The sequence below is a fragment of the Congregibacter litoralis KT71 genome, assembly GCF_000153125.2.
GTDB classification, from domain to species: domain Bacteria; phylum Pseudomonadota; class Gammaproteobacteria; order Pseudomonadales; family Halieaceae; genus Congregibacter; species Congregibacter litoralis.
On the sequence record NZ_CM002299.1, the window covers coordinates 1,739,448 to 1,759,726 of the forward strand.

Annotated in this window: 17 protein-coding genes and 1 riboswitch; of the genes, 9 read left to right on the forward strand and 8 right to left on the reverse strand. The window is 58.8% G+C overall.

The genetic code is table 11. The features are described from left to right. The first annotated feature begins 98 nt into the window (after positions 1-98). The 5 genes from KT71_RS08045 to sstT all read left to right on the forward strand — a co-directional run bounded on the left by KT71_RS08045 (position 99) and on the right by sstT (position 5,823). Positions 99-308 carry a cold-shock protein gene (locus tag KT71_RS08045; protein ID WP_008295931.1) on the forward strand — a complete coding sequence of 70 codons (210 nt, stop codon included), beginning with the start codon at positions 99-101 and terminating at the stop codon, positions 306-308. A gap of 101 nt (positions 309-409) precedes the next feature. Then, entirely contained in the window at positions 410-952 is a 543-nt protein-coding gene (locus KT71_RS08050) for a winged helix-turn-helix transcriptional regulator (RefSeq protein WP_040363008.1), read from the forward strand. 154 nt (positions 953-1,106) lie between these two features. Next, positions 1,107-1,898 (forward strand): class II aldolase/adducin family protein, encoded by a 792-nt coding sequence (locus KT71_RS08055; protein WP_008295929.1) that lies wholly within the window; start codon positions 1,107-1,109, stop codon positions 1,896-1,898. A gap of 218 nt (positions 1,899-2,116) precedes the next feature. Beyond that, positions 2,117-4,468 carry a TonB-dependent receptor gene (locus tag KT71_RS08060; RefSeq protein WP_008295928.1) on the forward strand — a complete coding sequence of 784 codons (2,352 nt, stop codon included), beginning with the start codon at positions 2,117-2,119 and terminating at the stop codon, positions 4,466-4,468. A 158-nt stretch (positions 4,469-4,626) separates the two neighbouring features. Next, positions 4,627-5,823: a serine/threonine transporter SstT gene (sstT, locus tag KT71_RS08065; RefSeq protein WP_008295927.1), complete on the forward strand. Its 1,197-nt coding sequence runs from the start codon at positions 4,627-4,629 to the stop codon at positions 5,821-5,823. Positions 5,824-5,838: 15 nt separating this feature from the next. Here the strand turns inward: sstT and KT71_RS08070 are convergent, their stop codons facing one another. Genes KT71_RS08070 through KT71_RS08090 form a run of 5 tightly spaced genes read right to left on the reverse strand, consistent with a single transcriptional unit; the run spans position 5,839 to position 11,032 of the window. Further along, on the reverse strand, positions 5,839-6,720 hold the full coding sequence (locus KT71_RS08070) for a helical backbone metal receptor (RefSeq protein ID WP_008295925.1): 882 nt from the start codon (positions 6,718-6,720) through the stop codon (positions 5,839-5,841). After that, positions 6,710-7,522, reverse strand: a complete 813-nt coding sequence (locus KT71_RS08075; RefSeq protein ID WP_008295924.1) for a heme ABC transporter ATP-binding protein — start codon at positions 7,520-7,522, stop codon at positions 6,710-6,712. Before KT71_RS08075 ends, KT71_RS08070 begins: the two co-directional genes overlap by 11 nt. Next, positions 7,519-8,529, reverse strand: coding sequence for a FecCD family ABC transporter permease (locus tag KT71_RS08080; RefSeq protein ID WP_040362257.1), 1,011 nt, complete (start codon positions 8,527-8,529; stop codon positions 7,519-7,521). The genes KT71_RS08075 and KT71_RS08080 overlap by 4 nt, the downstream gene beginning before the upstream one ends. 3 nt (positions 8,530-8,532) lie before the next feature. Beyond that, the gene (gene cobO, locus KT71_RS08085) at positions 8,533-9,144 is read right to left on the reverse strand and encodes a cob(I)yrinic acid a,c-diamide adenosyltransferase (RefSeq protein WP_008295921.1); all 612 of its coding nucleotides are present in this window, start codon (positions 9,142-9,144) and stop codon (positions 8,533-8,535) included. Further along, positions 9,134-11,032 carry a TonB-dependent receptor plug domain-containing protein gene (locus KT71_RS08090; protein WP_023659461.1) on the reverse strand — a complete coding sequence of 633 codons (1,899 nt, stop codon included), beginning with the start codon at positions 11,030-11,032 and terminating at the stop codon, positions 9,134-9,136. The genes cobO and KT71_RS08090 overlap by 11 nt, the downstream gene beginning before the upstream one ends. A 121-nt stretch (positions 11,033-11,153) precedes the next feature. Further along, a riboswitch (cobalamin riboswitch) is annotated at positions 11,154-11,335 on the reverse strand. Positions 11,336-11,452: 117 nt separating this feature from the next. Here KT71_RS08090 and KT71_RS08095 point away from each other — a divergent pair. Both KT71_RS08095 and KT71_RS08100 read left to right on the forward strand, forming a co-directional pair. Then, the gene (locus KT71_RS08095; protein ID WP_008295919.1) at positions 11,453-11,986 is read left to right on the forward strand and encodes a DUF501 domain-containing protein; all 534 of its coding nucleotides are present in this window, start codon (positions 11,453-11,455) and stop codon (positions 11,984-11,986) included. Between the two features lie 61 nt (positions 11,987-12,047). Beyond that, on the forward strand, positions 12,048-12,641 hold the full coding sequence (locus KT71_RS08100; RefSeq protein WP_008295918.1) for a DUF2452 domain-containing protein: 594 nt from the start codon (positions 12,048-12,050) through the stop codon (positions 12,639-12,641). Between the two features lie 25 nt (positions 12,642-12,666). On the opposite strand, the gene KT71_RS08105 is transcribed toward KT71_RS08100, so the two are convergent. Further along, positions 12,667-14,220: a S10 family peptidase gene (locus tag KT71_RS08105; RefSeq protein WP_008295917.1), complete on the reverse strand. Its 1,554-nt coding sequence runs from the start codon at positions 14,218-14,220 to the stop codon at positions 12,667-12,669. A gap of 239 nt (positions 14,221-14,459) precedes the next feature. Between KT71_RS08105 and KT71_RS08110 the strand changes: the two genes are divergently transcribed. After that, positions 14,460-15,179, forward strand: coding sequence for a Crp/Fnr family transcriptional regulator (locus tag KT71_RS08110; protein ID WP_023659462.1), 720 nt, complete (start codon positions 14,460-14,462; stop codon positions 15,177-15,179). Positions 15,180-15,202: 23 nt separating this feature from the next. Here the strand turns inward: KT71_RS08110 and ilvD are convergent, their stop codons facing one another. Then, positions 15,203-17,044 (reverse strand): dihydroxy-acid dehydratase, encoded by a 1,842-nt coding sequence (ilvD, locus tag KT71_RS08115; protein ID WP_008295915.1) that lies wholly within the window; start codon positions 17,042-17,044, stop codon positions 15,203-15,205. A gap of 231 nt (positions 17,045-17,275) precedes the next feature. Here ilvD and KT71_RS08120 point away from each other — a divergent pair, with 231 nt between their 5' ends. Continuing rightward, on the forward strand, positions 17,276-18,517 hold the full coding sequence (locus KT71_RS08120; RefSeq protein WP_023659463.1) for a Vgb family protein: 1,242 nt from the start codon (positions 17,276-17,278) through the stop codon (positions 18,515-18,517). A 35-nt stretch (positions 18,518-18,552) separates the two neighbouring features. Here KT71_RS08120 and KT71_RS08125 read toward each other — a convergent pair whose 3' ends face one another. Beyond that, complete coding sequence (locus tag KT71_RS08125) at positions 18,553-20,256, reverse strand: alpha/beta fold hydrolase (protein ID WP_023659464.1); 1,704 nt, start codon at positions 20,254-20,256, stop codon at positions 18,553-18,555. Positions 20,257-20,279 lie beyond the last annotated feature (23 nt).

The following is a 20,279-nucleotide window of genomic DNA, read 5'->3' on the forward strand; positions in this document are numbered from 1 at the left end:
GCGGCTATTACCGCTTTTTAAAGAGCGACCTTGCGACCAACGAGTCAGCAGGTGCTCCTGAAAGCAGCTTTAATTTTTATCTACAGGAAAATGACATTATGTCCGACACAGTAACCGGCACCGTGAAGTGGTTTAACGAATCTAAAGGTTTCGGCTTTATCGAGCAGAAGAGCGGTCCCGATGTATTCGCACACTTCAGTGCGATCACTGGATCAGGATTCAAGACTCTGGCAGAAGGCCAGGCTGTTGAGTTCACTATCACGCAGGGCCAGAAAGGTCCTCAAGCCGAGAACATTGTCGCCGTTTAAAGCGCAATCTTCTCGGAAGAGGCAAGCCAGAAATGGCTTGCCTTTTTTTGTGCCTGCGAGAAAGTTCAGGCATTGGTTTTTACTGCTATCTGGAGGCGCGCATGCGTTGGGATGATATTGATCAGCAGGTTTGTTCCGTGGCCCGTGCGCTGTCCGTAGTGGGTGAGCGATGGACCCTGCTGATTCTTCGTGATGCTTTCTTTGGCACCCGCCGCTTTGATCAGTTTCAGTCCAATCTGGGTATCACCCGGCATCGCTTGTCAGAACGTCTGGGCAAGCTTGTGGACCAGGGTGTCCTCACGCGCGTGAAATACAGCGAAAAGCCCCCTCGCTATGAATATCGACTCACGCGCAAGGGTCTGGGCCTGTACCCGGTGCTGATGATGCTCGGCCGCTGGGGGGATGAATGGATGGATCGCGGTGATGGCGCCCCCGTGGAGTATTTTCATCAGCGTTGTGGCAAAAAAACCCGGCCGCTGATGACCTGTAGTGAGTGCCATGAGGATTTGCGGCCCCAGCATGTTACCCCCATGGTAGGGCCGGCACTGGCGACCCATGTCAAAGGCGTTCGGGTCGGCGAAACATCCCTGCCTGCCTTTCCCCTCCTGGATCGTGTTAGCGATGAAGGAAACTCCACGCCGTAGCCCGCCATCGCAGGGAGACAGGCTCAGATTTGGCAGAAAACCCCGAAACTGTCCGCTACAGTAATTTGCGCGGTCATGCGCTAGCATTAGGCTATACAACAACGTTCAGCCTCAGTTTCAAAACACAGTATCAAGACATACAAGGAGAAGAGATATGGGTGAAGCAGTAGCTGACCTGGTGATGAACCAGGGCGATACCATGACCGCCAATGCATTGCTTGATGATGTTGCCTCGGAGCGACTCAAGCGTAAGCAGCGCCTCGCAGCGTCCCTGCGTATTTTTGGCAAGTTTGGATTTGACGAAGGCGTTGCCGGGCACATCACCGTACGGGACCCCGAGCATACTGATCATTTCTGGGTGAATCCCATGGGACGATCCTTCAAACAGATGCGCGTCAGTGACCTCCTCAAGGTGGATCACGCGGGCAATGTGGTGGAAGGAGAAGGCCTGCTAAACGGCGCGGCTTTTGCGATCCATTCACGTATTCATATGGCTCATCCTGAGGTCACGGCGGCGGCACACTCTCACTCGGTGTACGGCAAGTCCTGGTCCAGCCTGGGTCGTAAGCTGGATCCGCTTACTCAGGATTCCTGCGCTTTTTACGGGAGTCACGCGGTTTTTGAAGACTTCACGGGCGTCGTCCTGGATGTGTCTGAGGGCGACAAGATTGCCAATGCACTGGGTGACAACAAGGCGGTGATTCTGCAAAACCACGGCTTGCTCACGGTAGGTGAAAGCGTTGATGAAGCCTGCTGGTGGTTCGTCACCATGGAGCGCAGCTGCCAGGCACAGCTTATGGCTGAGGCAGCGGGGACGCCCAAGCCCATCTCCCACGAAGTTGCGGCAAGCACCGCGGAGCAGGTGGGTTCCCATGCGGCGGGGTGGTTCAGCTTTCAGCCCCTCTATGACGTCATCGTTGCAGAGCAGCCTGATTTGCTTGATTGACGCCTCAAAAGGCTAACGATGGATGGGAGCTTCAAGCTCCCATTTTTTTTTGCTGGAGGCTTACTTTTTCCTTCTCGCTCATCGGGTTTAAAAACCGTGGACCAGGGCGTTTAAGCAACGCTTGCGACTGTGAAAAATTCCCGCTCTTGAGTCATCTCAGCGTCATTACAAGGTCGTTAAAATGCGACGCGAAACACAAAAATTATAGGAGCCCGCCCATGCACACCATAAAGAAGACTGCTCTGGCCGCCGCCGTAGCCGCCTGTCTGCCAAACCTTGCCCTGGCGCAACTCGAGGAAGTGCTGGTCACCGCGACCAAGCGTGAAGCCTCGGTGCAGGATCTGCCCTTCTCCATCAATGCTCAGACCGCTGCTGACATTCAGCGCCAGAATGCCTTTAACCTGGAAGACCTGGCGAGGAACGTCGCCGGCCTCACCATTCAGAACCTGGGTCCCGGCCAGAGTCAGGTCGCCATTCGAGGCGTGTCCGCGGGACAGGTAGTGCGGGATCAGCCCGGCGTTAAAGAGCAGGTCGGTGTGTATCTGGATGAGACCGTGATTTCTCTTTCCTTGTTCACGCCGGATCTCGATCTCTACGACCTCCAGCGCGTGGAAACACTTCGTGGTCCCCAGGGAACACTCTTTGGCTCAGGCTCCGTCGGGGGCACCGTGCGCTTTATCTCCATGCAGCCGGATTTCGATGAAGTCAACGGTTCCCTCGAGCTCAACGCCAACACCTTGAAAGACGGCGGGGCGGGGGGCCACGTAAAGGGCCACGTCAACATCCCTATCAGCGATACCTTGGCGCTACGTGCCGTGGGCTACGGTACGCAATACGGTGGATGGGTTGATGCCCTCGGTGAAGACGGTTTTACCCGAGACAACGTGAACTCCGGTGATCGCGTCGGTACGCGCATCGCGCTGGCCTGGCAGCCCACGGATGCACTGTCTATTACGCCGCGCGTGGTGTACCAGGAGATTCAGGCCGATGGCTTTAACCGCGAGGAGGATTACAACCTCTTTGCCAATCCCTACACCACGACACGACCCGCTATTCAACTCGGGGAACGCGAGCAATACCTCCTTCAAGGTGAGGACTTTTCTGATGAAACGCTCATCGCCGACCTGGTGATGAACTGGGACATGGGCGGTGCGACCTTTACCTACGCCGGCAGCTACACCGACCGCTCCATTCTCGTAAGCCGAGACGCGAGCGCCCTCACGGGGTCCGTGTCCGTAGATCTCGGGTATCCCGATGCTGCGGTGCTCCTGCCGTCCAATCTGCGGGACACCACGGAACTGACCCAGTACACCAATGAGTTTCGCCTCGCATCCAATGGTGATCAGCGCCTGAGTTGGGTGGTTGGGATTTTCTACTCTGATGTCGAGCGCAATTATTCCCAACGCCTGCCGACGCCTGGCTACGACGATGTGACGGATCAGGTGCTGGGTGACGGCACTGCGGATGCCGTGGCCAATGGTTTTGCCACTGACTCTCCCTACAACGCAGATCTGCCCTATGACATCGAGCAGCTTGCGCTGTTTGGAGAAGCTACCTACGCGGTAACGGACCGCCTTGATTTTACCTTCGGTGGTCGTTGGTACGATTTCGATGAGACCCGTCGCTTCACCAGCGGTGGTTTGTTCTCAAACGGTGATGACCAGACGGACACGACATCGTCGGACGGCTTTAACCCTCGCCTCATGGCCAGCTATAACTTCAGCGATGATATTACCGTGAACGCCCAGGCCTCCCAGGGATTTCGCCTCGGTGGTGTTAACGATCCTCTGAATGCCGGTCTTTGCGATCCCGGCGATCTCGAATCCTTTGGTAGCTTTCAGCAGTACGATGACGAAAGCATGTGGAACTACGAGTTGGGCTTTAAATCCCAGTTCAGCAGGATTCAACTGAATGCGGCGGTTTTCTATACGCAGATTGAAGACCTCCAGGTTACGCTGGATGCGGGTTCCTGCTCTTCGCGTATTGCTTTCAATGTGGAGGATGCGTCTACCGTCGGTGCGGAATGGGAGCTTGCCGCCTATCCCACGGAAAACCTGATGCTGACCTTCAATGGTAGCTTTATTCAGGCAGAGTTTGATTCGACGGTACGTGACAGCAGTGGCCGGGTACTCGGCGGTGTGGAAGATGGCAATCGTTTGGCTTCCGTGCCGGAATTGCAACTCTCGGCCTCGGCGACCTACACCTTTACTTCGGGGATGTTCGGATCCGATGAGACCTACGTCAACGCCATGGTGCAGCACGTAGGGGATCGCTACACCCAGCCCGGGGATCAGGTGCCCGGTGCGGGGGTGTTCCAGTCGGGCCTTCCCTTTGGCGGCGCGACGGGCTCCGAGGTGACCTTCCTTGATCTGGAGCTACCCAAGTACGAGATTGTTAATCTGAGCATGGGTGCCACCTGGGATAGTTGGGATGCAGTGCTTTACGTCAATAATCTCTTTGACGAAAACGCCTTGCTGTCCTTTGACCGGGAGCGCGGTGGGCGTGCCCGTCTGGGCTTCCGCGTCAGTCAGCCCCGCAGCATCGGTGTGACCCTGCGAAAGCAATTCTAAGCGCGCTTCCCCGGCGGACATCGGAGTCGATCCGAGCCCGTCCGAGTCTGCAAAAGCCCGGCCAAGTGCCGGGCTTTTTTGTTTTCGCTACGGGGCGCTGCGCGGAAAAAACAGCCTCGCTGACGTACAATGAGTCGTTTACTTAACGAGGTTTTGCCGTGAAGTTATCGGAAGTGGGGCTCGTGCCGAGAATTATTGCGGGCGTCGTCGCCGGCGCCGCGGTGGGTATGATGTTCCCGACCCTGGCAAAAGAGCTGGGCTTACTGGGCGAGCTCTTTGTTGCGATGCTCAAGGCCGTCGCGCCACTGCTGGTCATGTTGTTGGTGATGTCGGCGATTGCCAACCGTCACGAGCGCTCCGCCGATTCCCGGCGAATTCTCGTGACGCTGGTTTTGTACTTTGTCGGCACCGTGAGTGCCGCCCTGGTGGCCCTTGCGCTATCCACGCTGTTTCCCCAGACCCTGAGTCTTAGCGGCGCAGCGGACGGTGCGCCCCCCGCAGCCGTCGGCAGTGTGCTCCGTGATGTACTGTTCAAACTGGTGGATAATCCGGTGAATGCCCTGCTAAAAGGCAACTTCCTCGGCTGTTTGAGCTGGGCAATCCTCCTGGGACTGAGCTTTCGAAAGGCCTCGGATACCTTTCGTCAGAATCTACAGACCCTGGCAGACGGCGTGGCCGACATCGTGCGCTACGTGATCGCTCTGGCACCCATCGGAATTTTTGGCCTCGTGTGTCTCACGGTGGCCACTACTGGTGTGGAGGTGCTTGCGGACTATCTGAGTATTGCCGGCCTTCTGGTGGCGGCCATGCTAATTGTGGCCTTGTTTGTAAATCCTGTTTACGTCTGGCTTCTCACGCGGCAAAACCCTTACCCAATAGTGTTTCGCTGTCTTGAAGAATCCGGCGTGACGGCGTTTTTCACCCGCAGTTCTGCCGCCAATATCCCGGTCAATCTCGCATTGGCAAAGCGTCTGGGTATCAGTGAAGAGCTGTACTCCGTGACCATTCCCGTGGGGGCTACGGTAAACATGGCCGGCGCTGCCATAACTATTACGACCTTGTCTGTGGCCGCGGCACATACCCTGGGTGTGGAGGTGTCTTTTGCCCAGGCTTTGCTTCTGTGCATCGTCGCGTCTCTGGCGGCCTGCGGTGCCTCGGGCGTGCCCTCGGGGAGTCTCCTGCTCATACCCTTGGCCTGTGGCTTGTTCGGGATCCCCGTAGACATCGCCATGCAGGTGGTTGCCGTGGGCTTTATTATCAGTGTCATTCAGGATTCGGCGGAGACGGCGCTCAATTCCAGCACGGATGTGGTCTATACCTATGCAGCAGAGCATGCACGGCTGGGTAAACCCTAGGGTTCTTCCGGTTACCTAGGGCGCAAAGGGCGTGTTTTTTTGATCCCGGACCGCTTTGCAGATGGCCTCCATACCCTGCAGCAGGCGCAGCGTCGGTCGGTGGAGTAGGTCCGGGTTGACTACGATGATCCTGTCTTCGCGAAGCGCCTGGAGCTGCGGATAGCGAGTCCAATGCTGCCCCTGGGCCGGGCTTTCAACGATGATGATCGCGGGGTCTTCCGTCAGCACCAGCTCCATGCTGACCTGAGGAGCCAGACCGGAAATCCGCCGGGTGATACTGCGACCACCGCAGCGTTCAATGACTTCGTTGAGTAAGTGCTCGCCGCCAATACTCTGCAGGGGTTGATCCCAGAGCTGCAGAAAGACACCGGGTATTTGTGTCTCCGGCCTGTCGCGGTCAGCTTTCATGTTCATCAGGGCGGTGCTCAGCTCTCGGGATGCGAGGGCGGCGTTTTCATCATGAGCGGTTAGTGTTCCCAGGGCCTGGAGACTGGCGCGAAGATCCTCCAGGGATCGGATTTCATCAACGAAGTAGGGGATTCCGAGGCGCTCGATGCCGGCCCGAAGACCCGGGGGTGTGCCCGAGCCCCAGAGAATCACAAGATCCGGCTCTAGGGCGACGATGCCCTCGAGGCTAATGGCGCCAACGCTGCCAAGACGCAGGATGTCCTTTGCGGGCTCGGGATAATCACTGAACTGCACCGTACCCACAATAGTGTCCAGGGCGCCGACGGTGGCGAGGTTTTCGACGATGTGCGGCGCCAGGGCAACGATTCGCTTAGCCGCTGCGGGGAGGCTTATGTGGCGTCCCTCGGCATCAGTGGCATCAACGGCCCCTTGCGCTGCGTTAACGATAAGCAGCAGCAGGAGACAGCGCGTTGCGGACCTAAAACGCATGATGCGCGGGGTCGGGATACACAAGGGGTAGATCGCCATCATCTCGGGGCTGTACTTTCATCGGAAATCCAAAAAGCTCGCTGAGAGTGGTTTCCCTCAGTTGCTCCGCGGTGGCTGCAAGGGACTGCATCCTGCCTTTTTTCAGAAACAAAAGCCGGTCCGCGCAGCGGCTTAGGAGGTTGATGTCGTGCATGACCACAAGCACAGCACACCCACGGTGTCTCAGGGATTTTAGCGTGTGTACAAGCTGCTCCTGATGCCGGATATCGAGGGACGCGGTGGGTTCATCCAACACCAGCACCTGGCCCCGGAGGTCCTCATCAGGCTGTTTGCGCAGGAGTTGAGCCAGTACCCTCGCGTATTGCGTGCGTTGCTGTTCGCCGCCGCTGAGGGATTGATAGGAGCGTCCGGCCAGGTGACGAAGCTCGCAGGTATCAAGGAGGTTTTCAACGATCGCCTTGCCGGCATTCTCGCCATCGCCGTGAGGCGAGCGACCGAGGGCAACAACCTGCTGAACGGTAAAATCAAACTGCAGGTGCATGTGCTGAGGCAGAACCGCCATGCGTCGGGCGCGATCTCTTGGTCTGACCGTTGCCAGATCCTCGCCAGCCAGCCATATCCTGCCCTCACTGGGTGATTGCTCCCTGCAGGCGAGACGCAGAAGACTGCTTTTACCTGCGCCATTGCTGCCCGCTATGCCGACGATTTCGCCGCAGGACAGGGCAAAACTGATGTCGGCGACGACGCTTACATTGCCGTAGCGCAGCGTGGCCTCGCGCATTTCCAAAGCGGTCTCGTTCACGTCATCACCATACGCGCCTGATAGTGACGCAGGAGCACCAGGAAGTAGGGCACGCCGAGGAGGGCAGTGACGATGCCCAGGGGAATCTCTCCGGGCGCCAGAAGGGTTCGTGACAGGAGATCAGCGAGGACCAGAATCAGCGCCCCCAGAAGCGTGCATCGTGGCAACAGGGACCGGTGTTCCGGGCCACTGTAGAGTCGGACCATATGGGGAACGACCAGTCCCACAAAGGCGATGGCACCGGCCAGGGCGACGGTAACGCCCATGCCGCCTGCAATGATTGCCGTCAGTAAAGCTTTGCTCCGCTGGGTATCGTAGCCCAGGTGGCCGGCCTCGGCTTCGCCCAGGGAGAGCGCATTCAATAACTGGCGCAGGGGTAAGGACAGCGTAATCACCAGAGCCAAAGTCCCAAGGGCGAGAGCAAGACTCTGATAGTCCGCTCCCGCAAGAGATCCAAGACGCCACAGTGCCACCTGCCGCAGGGTGCTGCTGTCCACGGTCATTTCCAGAATGCTGACCAGAGCCCCGGCGAGGGCGGTGATGGCAACTCCGGCAAGAAGCAGCGTTGACACGGAGGTGCCCTCGGCGCTGCGGGCGATGCGATAAACCAGGCCTGTGGCAATGAGTCCTCCGACGAAGGCACCGAAGGACAGAATCAAACTGCCGCCGGCGCCGGCGCCAATACCCAGGGCAAGCACGATGGCACCGCCCAGCGACGCGCCTCCCGTAACACCGATAAGGGAGGGGTCAGCCAGGGGGTTGCGAAACATGCCTTGGGAGAGCGCACCTGTGAGCGCCAGGAGGCCGCCGATGGCAGCGGCGAGAAGCACCCGCGGCAGGCGAAGCTGCAGCAGCAGCGTTTCATGGAGAGGGTCGCCGCGCCCGCCAAGTACAGCGATCACCTCTCCTGCACTTAGGGGAACCGCCCCGAAGGAGACCGCAAGAGTCATTGCTGCGATGAGCAGCAAAGCTAATGACCAGGGTGTTCCCAGGGTGCTCGAGGGCACGGCTTAGTAATCGACGCCGCGACGGGCTTTTATACCGGCGTTGTAAGCGTGCTTGATCTCCTTTACTTCCGAGACGGTATCCATGATGTCCCGGAGGCCCTTGCCGCCGCCCCGACCCGTTACGACGACGCTTTGTTCCTCGGGCCTGTTCTGAATAGCGTCGAGAATCTCCTGTTCATCGAGGTAGTCAAAGGACAGCATATAGGTGAGCTCGTCCAGCACAACGAGGTCAAGGCCGGGATCTGCGAGCATGGCCTTGGCCTGCTCCCAGGTGCTGCGGGCTGCGGCGATGTCAGCAGATCTGTCCTGGGTATCCCAGGTAAAACCCGTGCCCATCTGATAGAAGGCGACCTCCGGGCAGCGATCCCGGACGTAAATCTCCTCGCCGGAGAGCTGTTGGCCTTTGATGAACTGCACAACGCCGACCTTGTGTCCGTAGCCCAGGGCGCGGAGGACCATGCCAAAGGCGGAGCTGGTTTTCCCCTTGCCGTTACCCGTCAGAAGAATGCCGACACCACGCTCCGTATCTGCGGCGGCAATGGAGGCATCCACGGACTTCTTCTGCTTTTCCATGGCGGCTTTGTGTTTGGCGCCTTTTTTTTCATCAGAACTCATAGCGCACTCCTGCGTAGGCCGCCTGACCCGCGGTGTTGTAGGTGGGTGTTTCCCGGTAGTCCTCATCGAGGGCGTTTTCGAGACGGGCGTAGAGCGTAAGACCCCCATAGACATTGATGCTGGCGTTTACATCCATGAGCACATAGTCATCGAGGGGATTACCCAGGGTGTCTACAGCGTCTGCAGAACTGCGAAGATTGATACCAAGGCGCAGGTCGGACTGAGGATGGAGATAGGCAAGGCCCAGATTCGCCAGATGCTCCGGTCGGAACGCCCGCTGCACGCCCATCGCTGACGTGGTTTCGTTCCAGGTGTAGTTACCGGAAAGGCGTAATCCGAGGGGCAGGGGGAGCTCCGCGATGAGTTCTACGCCTCGGGAGTCTGAAATCCCCGCATCCTGGATGTAGCCGGAGAAGGCGAGAACGTCAAAGGTGATGAGGTCGTCGATTTCCTGATCAAACCAGGTTAGCTCCAGGTAAGTACCATTCTCTGAGGCCCAGGCGGCGCCAAGGTCATAGCCCTCGCTGGTCTCTTCTACCAGCCGGGTGTCCGACGCAGGTGGCGCCGCAAAGGGACCGCTGTTGTAGCTGATCTCATAGAGGCTCGGGGCGCGAAAGCCCGTGCCGTAGGCACCCTTGAGTTTGAGTTCTCCCCCGGCTACCGCGGTGGTCCAGGCGCCGCTCAGGCGATAACTCAGGTAGTCGCCAAAGTCGTCGTTGTCATCGTGGCGCAGCCCTGCGGTTACCGTGAACTGCTCGTAGAAGCGGCCCTGGTATTCACCGTAGATGCCCGTTTGCCGTCGCGAGCGATCGAAGCTGCCGTCATCAATGGATTCCTCTTCCCGGTCGACACCGTAGACAAACGACAAGCTGTCTCCATCGCGCCACTGGCCCAGATAACTCAGGCGTTCAATCGACCCCTCGGCGCGAAAGAACGCCGCGCCCTCGGCAAAGAAACGCCGGTCATTGCTGTTGCTGCTGTAGGCAAGCTCATGGGAGAACTGCGCCTGCTCCAGCGCCGCTGAGAGGCGCCAGCTTTCCTGTTCGAAGCTATCCTCACAATCATTGCTGGGAAGAAACGCACTGTTAAAACAGCCATCGTAGGCATTATTGCCGTCAACCCGACGGGCGACGGCCTCCAGTCGCAGCTTGTCGCTGACATTCCACCCGGCTCGGGCGTGGAGTGTCTGATTGTCGTAACCGTCGTCGTCTACCAGGTCCGTGTCGGTGTTGCGTGCGTTGAAGCCATCGGTGGAAAAGTCGGCGCCGCTGAGGAGGAAGTCAAGGTTCTCAAACGTCCCTCCGATGCGACCGCTCATTTGCTGGGTGTCGTAGCGACCCTGCTCCACGGCCACGCCGCCCCCGAGACCTTCGTCAGGTGTCGCGGTGCGTATATTGATCACGCCTCCGGCATCCGCACCGTAGGTGAGACCCTGGGGACCCCGGAGTATCTCCACGCGGGAAATACCTGCGGTAAGTAGCTGCTCAAGGCGGGGACTGACCTGGGGACTGGAGCTGTCGCTGATATCGATGCCATCGACGATCACCAGGGTTCTATAACCTTCCTCGCCGCGAATACGCAGGCTTGTAGCCTTGCCCACGCCACCGGTGTTGCTTGCGGCAACGGACGGCTGGGTGCGAAGGAGTTCCGGGAGGCTGAGAAAACCCCGCTGCACAATCTCCTCCTGAGACAGGACGGTGACCGAAGTCCCCACTTCCCTTAAGGGGGTGGGTACGCGAGAGGAGCTGATTACCACCTCTTCGAGAAGGTTCTGCGCGATCAGCTGTTGGCTGATCGCAAGAAGAGCGCAGGCCAGAAGTGGTTTTGCCCGAGAACAAAACGGGGGTCTTAGCGCTGTTTTTGCTGCTGTGACGTTACTGCAAAGCATGTGTGTGTCCTCAATTGCCATAGGGCGATTGAGGGAGGGGATCAAGGAAACGAAACACTGCCTCCGCGGATAGGCTCCGCAAGAACTGCATTTAGCGACCTTTAATGAAGCCCTCCGCTCCATCGGTGCTGTTGCCAGGGCAGGTATCGGGCTCGTAGTGTTTTCACACTACCTACCGTTGCGGGGGCAGCGCAGGCATGCACGCATCGAGGAGAAAACTCGACAGGTGTTGCACCTGCTTCCCTTTTAACCTGTCCAGACACTTTCGCGTATCGACAGGCACCCAAGGCGACGGGGAGAGTAGGCCGCTGTCCGGATATTGTCAAACATTGACCGCTGGGGAGGCCACTGCGGTCAGAAAGGTCTTCCTCGGGTTCGTCAAGACTGGGAGGCTTCCCGTGCAACAGGTATCGTTGCCCTATGAATACGAGTGAGCACACAGCTGTTATTGATGAGACGACCCTCGCCGAGGTGGAGGCCCGCCTGGGTCGCAGGCCCCGGGGTTTGCGGGAGGTCACGGTGGTGGACAGCGCGGGTCAGCCTGCAGTGATCCGCGTGGCTTCCCTGGTCAATGGCAAGCCCTTTCCGACCCTGTTCTGGTTGATCGATCCGGCGCTGAATCTGCGCATTGATCGGGAGGAGGCCACGGGGCGCATTGCGGCATTTCAAACGCTGATCGATGCGCAGCCCGCGCTTCAGCACGCCATGGCGGACGATCACCGGCGGCATATTCAGCTGCGGGAGTCCTATCTGCAACGTGAAGAAAGAGAGCTTCTTGAGCGTCAGGGGCAATGGAGCGCCCTGGCGGAGCGCGGCATCGGAGGTATTGCAGACTTCAGCCGTATTCGTTGCCTGCATACCTGGTATGCGGCGCATCTGGTGGAGCCCAATACCGTGGGACAGATGCTGGATAGCTACTGGGCAGAGACAGCGCAGAGCCCCTCTATGCCTTGAAGGCCTTTTTAAATGCGCGCGGTGAAAAGAACCGTGCGGGCGGTCTCCGCGTACTCTGAGCATGAATCGAAACCCGTACAAAAATCCCAATCCTCAAGGCAAGGGTCTTGTCCCGGTGATGGCCCACTGGCAGGAGACCCGTCCGGCCACGGTAAGGGCCAAGGCGCCGGCGGAGTTGCTGTTTGATTGGTTTGCCTCCGTGCTGGTGCTGTCGGCAAAGTTTCAGTTCAAACCCGCCATGGGCCAGCTGTATTTTCTCTACGCCAAGGGCGGAGAGTGGCAACTCTCTCTTGTGGGCCCCGATGAGTGGGGCGATCGTGACATGGGTGATTGCCTTGGCACCTGCGAGCTCGCCGGGGATATGACCTGGTCCATCACGCCCGACGAGGGCATCGGAGACAACGAGCGTTTGCAGAACGCCCTGGGCTCCCTGGTTGATGCTTTTATGAGCAGTCTGGAGAGTGACGAAGCCCTGGACGCGCATTTACCGGGATATCGACGGGAGCTGCCCTACTATCAGCGCATGCTTGCCACGGGCCTGGGGGCGTCCCTGCGCCAGTCGGCGACCGCAGCGAACTCCCTGCAGTCACCGCTGAAACTCATGCTGGAAGAGGCGGGCGCAGGATTTACCCGGCGACTCCTGCACTCCGACTAGAAATCTCCGTCACTGCAACGCGCTCTTACCTCAGCTGCGCCTTGAGGAAGGCACGCACGTCACTGAGGAGACTGAGCCGCGCTTCCTCGTTGACGTACATCATGTGCCCGCCACCGTAGTATTTGTAATCCACGCGATCCGGCGTGATGCCGTAGCGATTCAGCGTGTATTCCGCATCGAAGAAGGGGGTTACCAGATCGTAATACCCTGAAGCCACCAATACCCTGAGTCCCGGGTTTGCTTCCATGGCGCTCACCAGATTGTGAGAGGTATTCACCCAGTGGGGTTCCCAGGCGGCATCGCGCCCCTTGGGATTCCAGTTCCATTCATCGCTGAGACGGGGATCGGCGGGGGACAGATAGGGGCGCTCCCACACTACAGCCAAATCACTCTGCATATAGCTCATCAATGCTGCTGTGTAAGCACCGGAGATGGCGTTGCTGGCGGCATCGAAGTCGGCTCTCGCCGTGAGATCGTCCACAGGGTCCCCCAGATAGCGGGCATCCAGACTACCGACAATCTTGCCTTCATCACGCAACAATTCCTTGGCAAAGCGGGTACCCCGGACACGGAGATTGGCCTGCTCGACGTATTCCGGAGAAAGCCCCGTCAGTCTCGCAAGCTCATCGCGTACGCGCGCCCGGGTGTCGGCATCCAGGGTATTGCCCTTGAAGAGCGCCGGAAGGAGTTCGTCGACGGCGAAATCCCGCGCTTGCTGTACCCATTCCTCCAGGCTTGCCCCCCGGGCATCAACACGCTGATGGTAGTAGGCGGTGGCCGCCATGGTGGGAACGTAGGTGATATGCGATATCAAATTGTCCGCGACGTAGGGCGTCGATCCGGCGTAATCCAATGCCTGAGAGATAAACACAATGCCGTTAAGTGCAACGCTATGCTCATTCTCCAGAATGTCAGCGACCAGCGCGGCCCGCGTGGTGCCGTAGCTTTCACCGAGAAGAAACTTTGGGGAATTCCAGCGTTGGTTGTCGCTGAGCCAGCGTCTGATAAACGCGCTGATGGACTCAGCGTCCTCCTTCAAGCCCCAGAATTCCTTGCCGTCGTGTTCTCCAAGGGCGCGGGAATACCCCGTCCCCACAGGATCGATAAACACCAGATCCGTAACGTCGAGGATGGTCTCGCTGGACGCGACCAGAGGGAAGGGCGGCGCACCGGCATGTCCCGCGCCCGAAGGTACGACCACGCGCTTGGGTCCGAAGGTGCCCATATGTAGCCACAAAGATGCGCTGCCGGGCCCGCCGTTCCAGACAAAGGTAACGGGTCGGTCTTTGCCATCGCTGATGGCGACATAATCAAAGCTGAAAATGGCGGCGCTGGGCTTGCCTTCTTCATCCCGGAGGTAGGTTTCTCCCGCACGGGCACGGTAGCGCAACTTTGCCCCATTAAACGTGCCGCTGTGCTCCGTCACAAACTCCCGCGGCGCAGCGATTGCCGAGGCCGAATGGCTCTCTATGTCGCTGTCGTTTTTTTCGGTGGGATTGTGGCTGTCGCCGTAAACCGGGGGCGTGTGCAGCGCAATCATGGTCAGCGCTGCGATCCCGGCTTTGAATATCGTGTGCATGTCTTACTCCTGCCGATGTTGCGTCTTAAAAACTGAGGCACTGGATTCCTGACGAAGGGTACATGGACCGGCGACCTTATGACCACTACCGGGGTCAGTCAGGGCAGCTATTCCACAAAGCACATCTAAAAAAATCGGGCATCTCCGGTCCCAGGGTAGGCGGTTTCGACGCGATGCAAGCTAGGTCAGGGGTGGCGGCTTCGGCTATGCTCTACCGGTACTGTGAGAAGGAGCCGGGCATGTACAAAGTGAGTGGGCTACACAGTTGGCTGACAAACCTGGACGCCGACGTGCTTCGAGCGCTCAAGGAGAAATCCCGGCAGCGTGACTACAGTGCAAGGGAGTACGTCTACAAACTTGGCGATCCGTCGTCTTATTGTTATGTGGTGGAGTCAGGGCGGATTCGTATGTGCAACTACACCGCGGACGGCCATGAAATCGTCATGATGGAGTTCTTCGATGGCGACTGCTTTGGCGAATCCAGCACCCTTGAGAACCTGCCCCGCTTTAATCATGCCTGCGCCGTACAGGATTCCCGCCTGAGTGTTATCAGTCGTGATGATTTTCTGCTGCTCTACGACAAGTATCCCCAGATTGCGCGGTCACTGAATACCATGCTGGCCGGCCGCCTTCGAGTTGCCTACGGGAATGCGGAGGATGCCGCGGGTCTGGCCCTTCGGGACCGCGTTGCCCGTCTGGTGCTGCGTCGCGGTTACAGTTTGGAGGCGGACCCCCGGGGACATCGTGTGATCAGCGGTTTGTCCCATGAAGTCGTTGCCAATATGCTGGGTTCGTCCCGGCAGGCTGTGAGCCGCGAGCTCAAGGCCCTCGAGCGCGATGGCTTTCTTGAGCTTCACTACGGCAAGATTGTGGTCTCGGATATCGAAGCCCTGGGCAGTGCCTTTGGCCGGCTCATCAGTGACGAAACCGTCGTGCCCGATTACCAGTTCGGGCACTGACGGCCGATTGCATCGGGCGTTTCCTAGAGATCTCGGAAGCCACCCCGGTCGGCGCTGCTGGCAAAGGCCGCATAGGCTTTCAATGCCCTGGTAATCACCCGTGTGCGCTCCCCCGTGGGTAGCCAGGTGTCGCCGTCACTGGCTTGTTCACGCTTTGCCCGTCGCTGAGCCAGGGCTTCATCGCTGATCCTGAGGTTGATGCTGCGATTTGGGATGTCGATTTCGATGATGTCGCCATCTTCCACCAGGCCAAGGGCGCCCTTGTTCGCGGCTTCCGGCGATACGTGGCCGATGGATAACCCTGCCGTTGCGCCGGAAAATCGACCGTCGGTAATCAGGGCGCAGCTGTCGTCGACTTTCTGTGCCTTGAGACTCATGGTGGGTTTGAGCATCTCCTGCATACCCGGCCCCCCTTTGGGGCCCTCGTAGCGGATGATGACGGCGGTGCCGGGCTCAATCTCACCGCCATCAATCGCATTGAGGGCGGTTTCCTGCTGATCAAACACCCGTGCCTTGCCGTTGTAGCGATACATGTCTTCGCGCACGGCGCCGGTTTTTACAATGCAGCCGTTCTCGGCAATGTTGCCAAAGAGTACCGCGAGTCCCCCCTCTTCACTGTAGGGGTGCTGCATATCCCGAATACAGCCACTCCTGCGGTCAAGATCCATGGAATCCCAGCGCGCGTCCTGACTGTAGGCTTTTACCGTGCGTTTGCCACCGGGTGCGGCGCAGTAGAATTTTTTCACCTCGGGATCGTTACTTCGTACGACGTCCCACTTCGCCAGGACACTACCCAGGTTTTCTCCACTCACGGTGTTCACGGTGGTATCGATCTCGCCCCCGCGCTCAAGCTCACCGAGTATGCCGATAATGCCTCCGGCGCGGTGTACGTCTTCCATGTAGTACGTCTGGGTTGCGGGCGAGACCTTGCAAAGATGGGGGATTTGCCGGGACAGACGGTCGATGTCCGCCATGGTGAAATCCACTTCTGCTTCCTGGGCCATGGCCAGCAGATGAAGAATTGTATTGGTGGACCCTCCCATGGCGATATCGACTTTTATGGCGTTTTCAAAGGCTTTGTAGCAGGCTATGGACCGTGGGAGAACGGATTCATCGTTGTCTTCGTAGTAGCGTCTGGCGTTAGTCACCACCTGCTGTGCAGCGCGTTGAAAGAGTGCCTTGCGATCCAGGTGCGTCGCCAGCATGGAACCGTTACCGGGCAGGGCAAGTCCCAGAGCTTCCGCGAGACAGTTCATGGAGTTGGCCGTGAACATCCCCGAGCAGGAACCGCAGGTGGGACAGGCGCTGTCCTCAAGCTCCTGCATATCGCTCGCGATTACCGCGGGATCAAAGGCACTGATGTAGGTTTCGATGGGATCGACCCTGCGCAGGCCCTCGGGCTTGTCCAGGCGCCCGGCCTCCATGGGCCCTCCGGAGACATAGACCACGGGGATGTTAAGGCGGAGCCCCGCCATGAGCATGCCCGGGGTGATCTTGTCGCAGTTGGATATGCAGATGATAGCGTCGACGCAGTGGGCATTAGCCATGTATTCGATGCTGTCTGCGATGATTTCGCGACTGGGCAGGCTGTACAGCATGCCGTCGTGGCCCATGGCGATGCCATCGTCTATGGCGATAGTGTTGAATTCCCGTGGAATGCCGCCGGCAGCCCAGATCGCCTCGCAGACCAGTCGACCCACCTCCTGCAGATGTACGTGACCCGGCACAAATTCCGTGAAGGAATTGGCCACGGCAATGACCGGCTTGCCAAAGTCATCGGGTTTGACGCCTGCCGCCTGCCACAAGGATCGCGCGGCTGCCGCGGATTTGCCTTTGGTGACTTTGTCCGAACGAAGCTGGGGCATGGGGTTTTCCTTTTATTGTTAATGTTGCTGTTGGTGTGGATCTTGGGGACTCGTTTACGAGATGCCCATAGTCTAGGCGACGCTGCGCTCCCAGACTGTCACTTTTGTAGCAATCAAAGTAGCAATCAGGCCCACCCCTGATTGTCCCGGCAGTAACGCGGCCCGCTGGATTCTGGGGGGGCCAAGCAGGTAGTCTCCGAGTCTTGTTTACAGGCGCAGGACCCTCTCGTCATGACTTCTCGGAAAAGTTCACCTAAAGGCACTGTGTTTCCCAATTTCGCCCTCGCGTGTCTTCTCAGCCTCTCTTTTCCCTCATTACCCGCATTCGCCCAGCCACAGCAGCTGCCGCCGGGTGATGGCAAAGCGCTGGTGGAGAAGCTGTGCATAGGCTGTCACAGCACGTCGCGCATCCTCAACTCTGCCGGTTTTGATTCCGCCGGGGAGTGGCGCGCTCTCATCAACACCATGCTGCCCCTCGCCGATGCGCAGGCGGAGACCATCGCCGGTTATCTTGCGACGCATTTTCCGGCGAAGGAAGAGCGTAAACCCACGCTGATTTCCGGACCTGTTGACATCACAATCGAAGAGTGGATCGCACCTACCCTGGGGCAGCGTTCCCGGGATCCCGTGGAGGCACCTGATGGCAGTATCTGGTGGACCGGTATGTGGGCAAGTCTCACCGGTCGTCTGGATCCCGAGACGGGTGAGATGGAGGAGTATTATCTGCCGCCCGCAGCGCGTCCCCACAGCATTGTTCCCGACGCCCAGGGCAATATCTGGTACACCGGTAATGGCAACGCCACCATCGGCAAGCTTGATCCCGATACGGGGACGATTGAGGAGTTTCCCACGGAGGCCCGGGATCCTCACACGGCAGTGTTTCATCCCAACGGAAACCTGTACTTCACCTCCCAACAGGCGGGGATGCTCGGGCGCCTGAATCCTGAAACGGGAGAGCTCCGCGAGGTAAAAACCCGCGCGCGGCCCTATGGCATCAAGGTAGGACCGAAGGGTCGCTTGTGGGTGGCGCACAATGGCACGAATGCCATTGGCACCATGGACCCCGATACCATGGCGCTGGAATACTTCGACATACCAGATGAAAAGACCCGGATTCGCCGCCTCGATATCGCCAGCGATGGCCGGGTCTGGTACGTGAACTCATCCCTGGGTCGCATCGGTGTTCTCGATCCCGACACGGGGGAGACCCGGGAATGGCCGTCCCCCAGCGGCCCCAAGTCCCATCCCTATGCTCTGGCGGTTATCGACGACGTGGTCTGGTACAACGAGTCGGGAATGCGGCCCGATGCTCTGGTGCGTTTTGACCCTGCTACGGAGACATTCCAAAGCTGGGCGATTCCCTCGGGGGTGGGCATCGTGCGGCACGTCTGGGTAACGCGTGAAGGCGAGCTCCTGATCCACCAGAGCAGCAGTAATCGTATTGGCAGAGTCACGATACAAGGCCCGGACTAAGGCAGCTCGCGCCGTTTGTTGCGTGGCTCCCTGTTTTAAGAGTCCTGGGGAATCGTCGCCCGGCGAATGAAATCGAGCAGCGGATAATTGCTGTTCAGATACTCGCTGCCACCGGATTCCAGAGGACCCTGCTGCCCGCCGCGAAGGCCGCCGCCGGCTTCCTCACCATAGAGTCCATAGAGACGATCGACAACGTCCATACCTTCCAAAACGGTGCCAAAAGGTGCAAAGCCCCCTTGATCAAGACGGGCGTTGTCTACGGTATTGATAAAAACCTGGGTGCTCCGGGTATCCGGCCCGGTCATGGCAAAGGCCACGCTGCCCCGAAGGTTGCTGCTTAGCACCTCGTCGTCGGGAATCATCTGCGTCTTCCAGATTTCCTGAATCGCCGGTCGGCCGTGGACTCCGAATTGTGCGATGAACCCGGGTACTACGCGATTGATGTGCACGCCATCGTAATAGCCGGCGCTAACCAACTGGTAGAAGCGGTCTGCACCAAGGGGCGCAAGATCCCGCGTTACCGCAATGCTGAAGCGTCCCTCGGTGGTGTCGAAGCGCGCCGTGAAATGCTCGGGAGCACGACTGCTCCATACGGGGGCGTCGGGATTCGATAAGGCCGAGTAGTCGCGCGGGGGTTCACTTTCGTCGCCGCCGGTGGCCTTGAGAAAACGCGCCAGGTAGGGCCCCCAAATGCCAGGGAGCGAGTGCGTGCCGTGGCCGCGCGTGAGGCTGCTAATGTCCAGAGTCACCGCCTCGCCCCTGGGCACTCGTTCAATATGCTCTTCCAATAGCATAAGCTCCGGTGGGTTGACCTGGTCGTCGGCGGAATTGATGGCCAGTAGCGGTGCCTTGATGCCCTCAAGGTGCGGCGCCGGGTTGTAGTCCCTCGAGGCGTCAAAAGCATAAATGAGGTCGTTGGCATCCATGGCCGCACTGTAGCGATTGAGGGCGGCATTCAGCATCGCTTCCGCGTCCCTACGCGTGGGCGCAAGCTTCTGGTATTGAAGGGGGCTGGATACCATGAATATCAGAGGATAAAGCGCTTCCCGGAGTCCTGCGGGCTGGGTCGTGTAAAAACCATTCTGGTAGTCCGGGTCATTTTTCACGCCGTCGATGATCATCTTGCGCAGCATGCGATTGCGACCCGCGATTTCCACAGGCAGGCTCGCGAGAGGCATGATGGCGTCCATGAAGTCGGGATGCTCATAGCCCCAGATCCAGCTCAGCATTCCGCCCATGGAGGTGCCCGTCACCAGGCGAAGGTGATTGATACCCAGGTGCTCTGTCAGGAGGCGGTACTGGGCTCTCACCAGGTCGTTGTAGCTGTAGTTTGGGAAGTCGCCGGCGGACCCGGTACTCGGTTTGCTGGATTGTCCGTGACCAATGGCGTCGGTCAGTACGATGAAGTAACGCTCGGCATCGAGGATGCCGCCGGGTGCGAAAAGCACGCCGGCAAATCGATCCCTGAGGAATCCGGCACCGCTGCCCGTGGTGCCGTGCATGATGAGCACCGCGTTGGTGACTCTGCCCTCGGCATTGCGTCGCGGTGTTCCCAGGGTCCGGTAGTGTTGGGTCAGGGGCTCGGCACTACCATCCTCGTAGACAAATTCGTCGATGGTGAAATGCCCTTCCACCGGGGACGGCTCATAGGCAGCACCGGGGAAAGAAACCATCAGGCCAAAGGCGATACCCAGGGCCGACAGCCGGCGCTGCCTCAGGGCTTTGTAAAACAGGGTCATGAGGATCATTCCTTGGCCTGAGC

What these genes read in the sequence shown, in the direction of transcription:
- KT71_RS08045 (WP_008295931.1), top strand. Translation starts at nt 99, where the DNA reads ATGTCCGACACAGTAACCGGCACCGTGAAGTGGTTTAACGAATCTAAA.
- KT71_RS08050 (WP_040363008.1), top strand. Translation starts at nt 410, where the DNA reads ATGCGTTGGGATGATATTGATCAGCAGGTTTGTTCCGTGGCCCGTGCG.
- KT71_RS08055 (WP_008295929.1), top strand. Translation starts at nt 1,107, where the DNA reads ATGGGTGAAGCAGTAGCTGACCTGGTGATGAACCAGGGCGATACCATG.
- KT71_RS08060 (WP_008295928.1), top strand. Translation starts at nt 2,117, where the DNA reads ATGCACACCATAAAGAAGACTGCTCTGGCCGCCGCCGTAGCCGCCTGT.
- KT71_RS08070 (WP_008295925.1), bottom strand. Translation starts at nt 6,720, where the DNA reads ATGCGTTTTAGGTCCGCAACGCGCTGTCTCCTGCTGCTGCTTATCGTT.
- cobO (WP_008295921.1), bottom strand. Translation starts at nt 9,144, where the DNA reads ATGAGTTCTGATGAAAAAAAAGGCGCCAAACACAAAGCCGCCATGGAA.
- KT71_RS08090 (WP_023659461.1), bottom strand. Translation starts at nt 11,032, where the DNA reads ATGCTTTGCAGTAACGTCACAGCAGCAAAAACAGCGCTAAGACCCCCG.
- KT71_RS08095 (WP_008295919.1), top strand. Translation starts at nt 11,453, where the DNA reads ATGAATACGAGTGAGCACACAGCTGTTATTGATGAGACGACCCTCGCC.
- KT71_RS08100 (WP_008295918.1), top strand. Translation starts at nt 12,048, where the DNA reads ATGAATCGAAACCCGTACAAAAATCCCAATCCTCAAGGCAAGGGTCTT.
- KT71_RS08105 (WP_008295917.1), bottom strand. Translation starts at nt 14,220, where the DNA reads ATGCACACGATATTCAAAGCCGGGATCGCAGCGCTGACCATGATTGCG.
- KT71_RS08110 (WP_023659462.1), top strand. Translation starts at nt 14,460, where the DNA reads ATGTACAAAGTGAGTGGGCTACACAGTTGGCTGACAAACCTGGACGCC.
- ilvD (WP_008295915.1), bottom strand. Translation starts at nt 17,044, where the DNA reads ATGCCCCAGCTTCGTTCGGACAAAGTCACCAAAGGCAAATCCGCGGCA.
- KT71_RS08120 (WP_023659463.1), top strand. Translation starts at nt 17,276, where the DNA reads ATGACTTCTCGGAAAAGTTCACCTAAAGGCACTGTGTTTCCCAATTTC.
- KT71_RS08125 (WP_023659464.1), bottom strand. Translation starts at nt 20,256, where the DNA reads ATGACCCTGTTTTACAAAGCCCTGAGGCAGCGCCGGCTGTCGGCCCTG.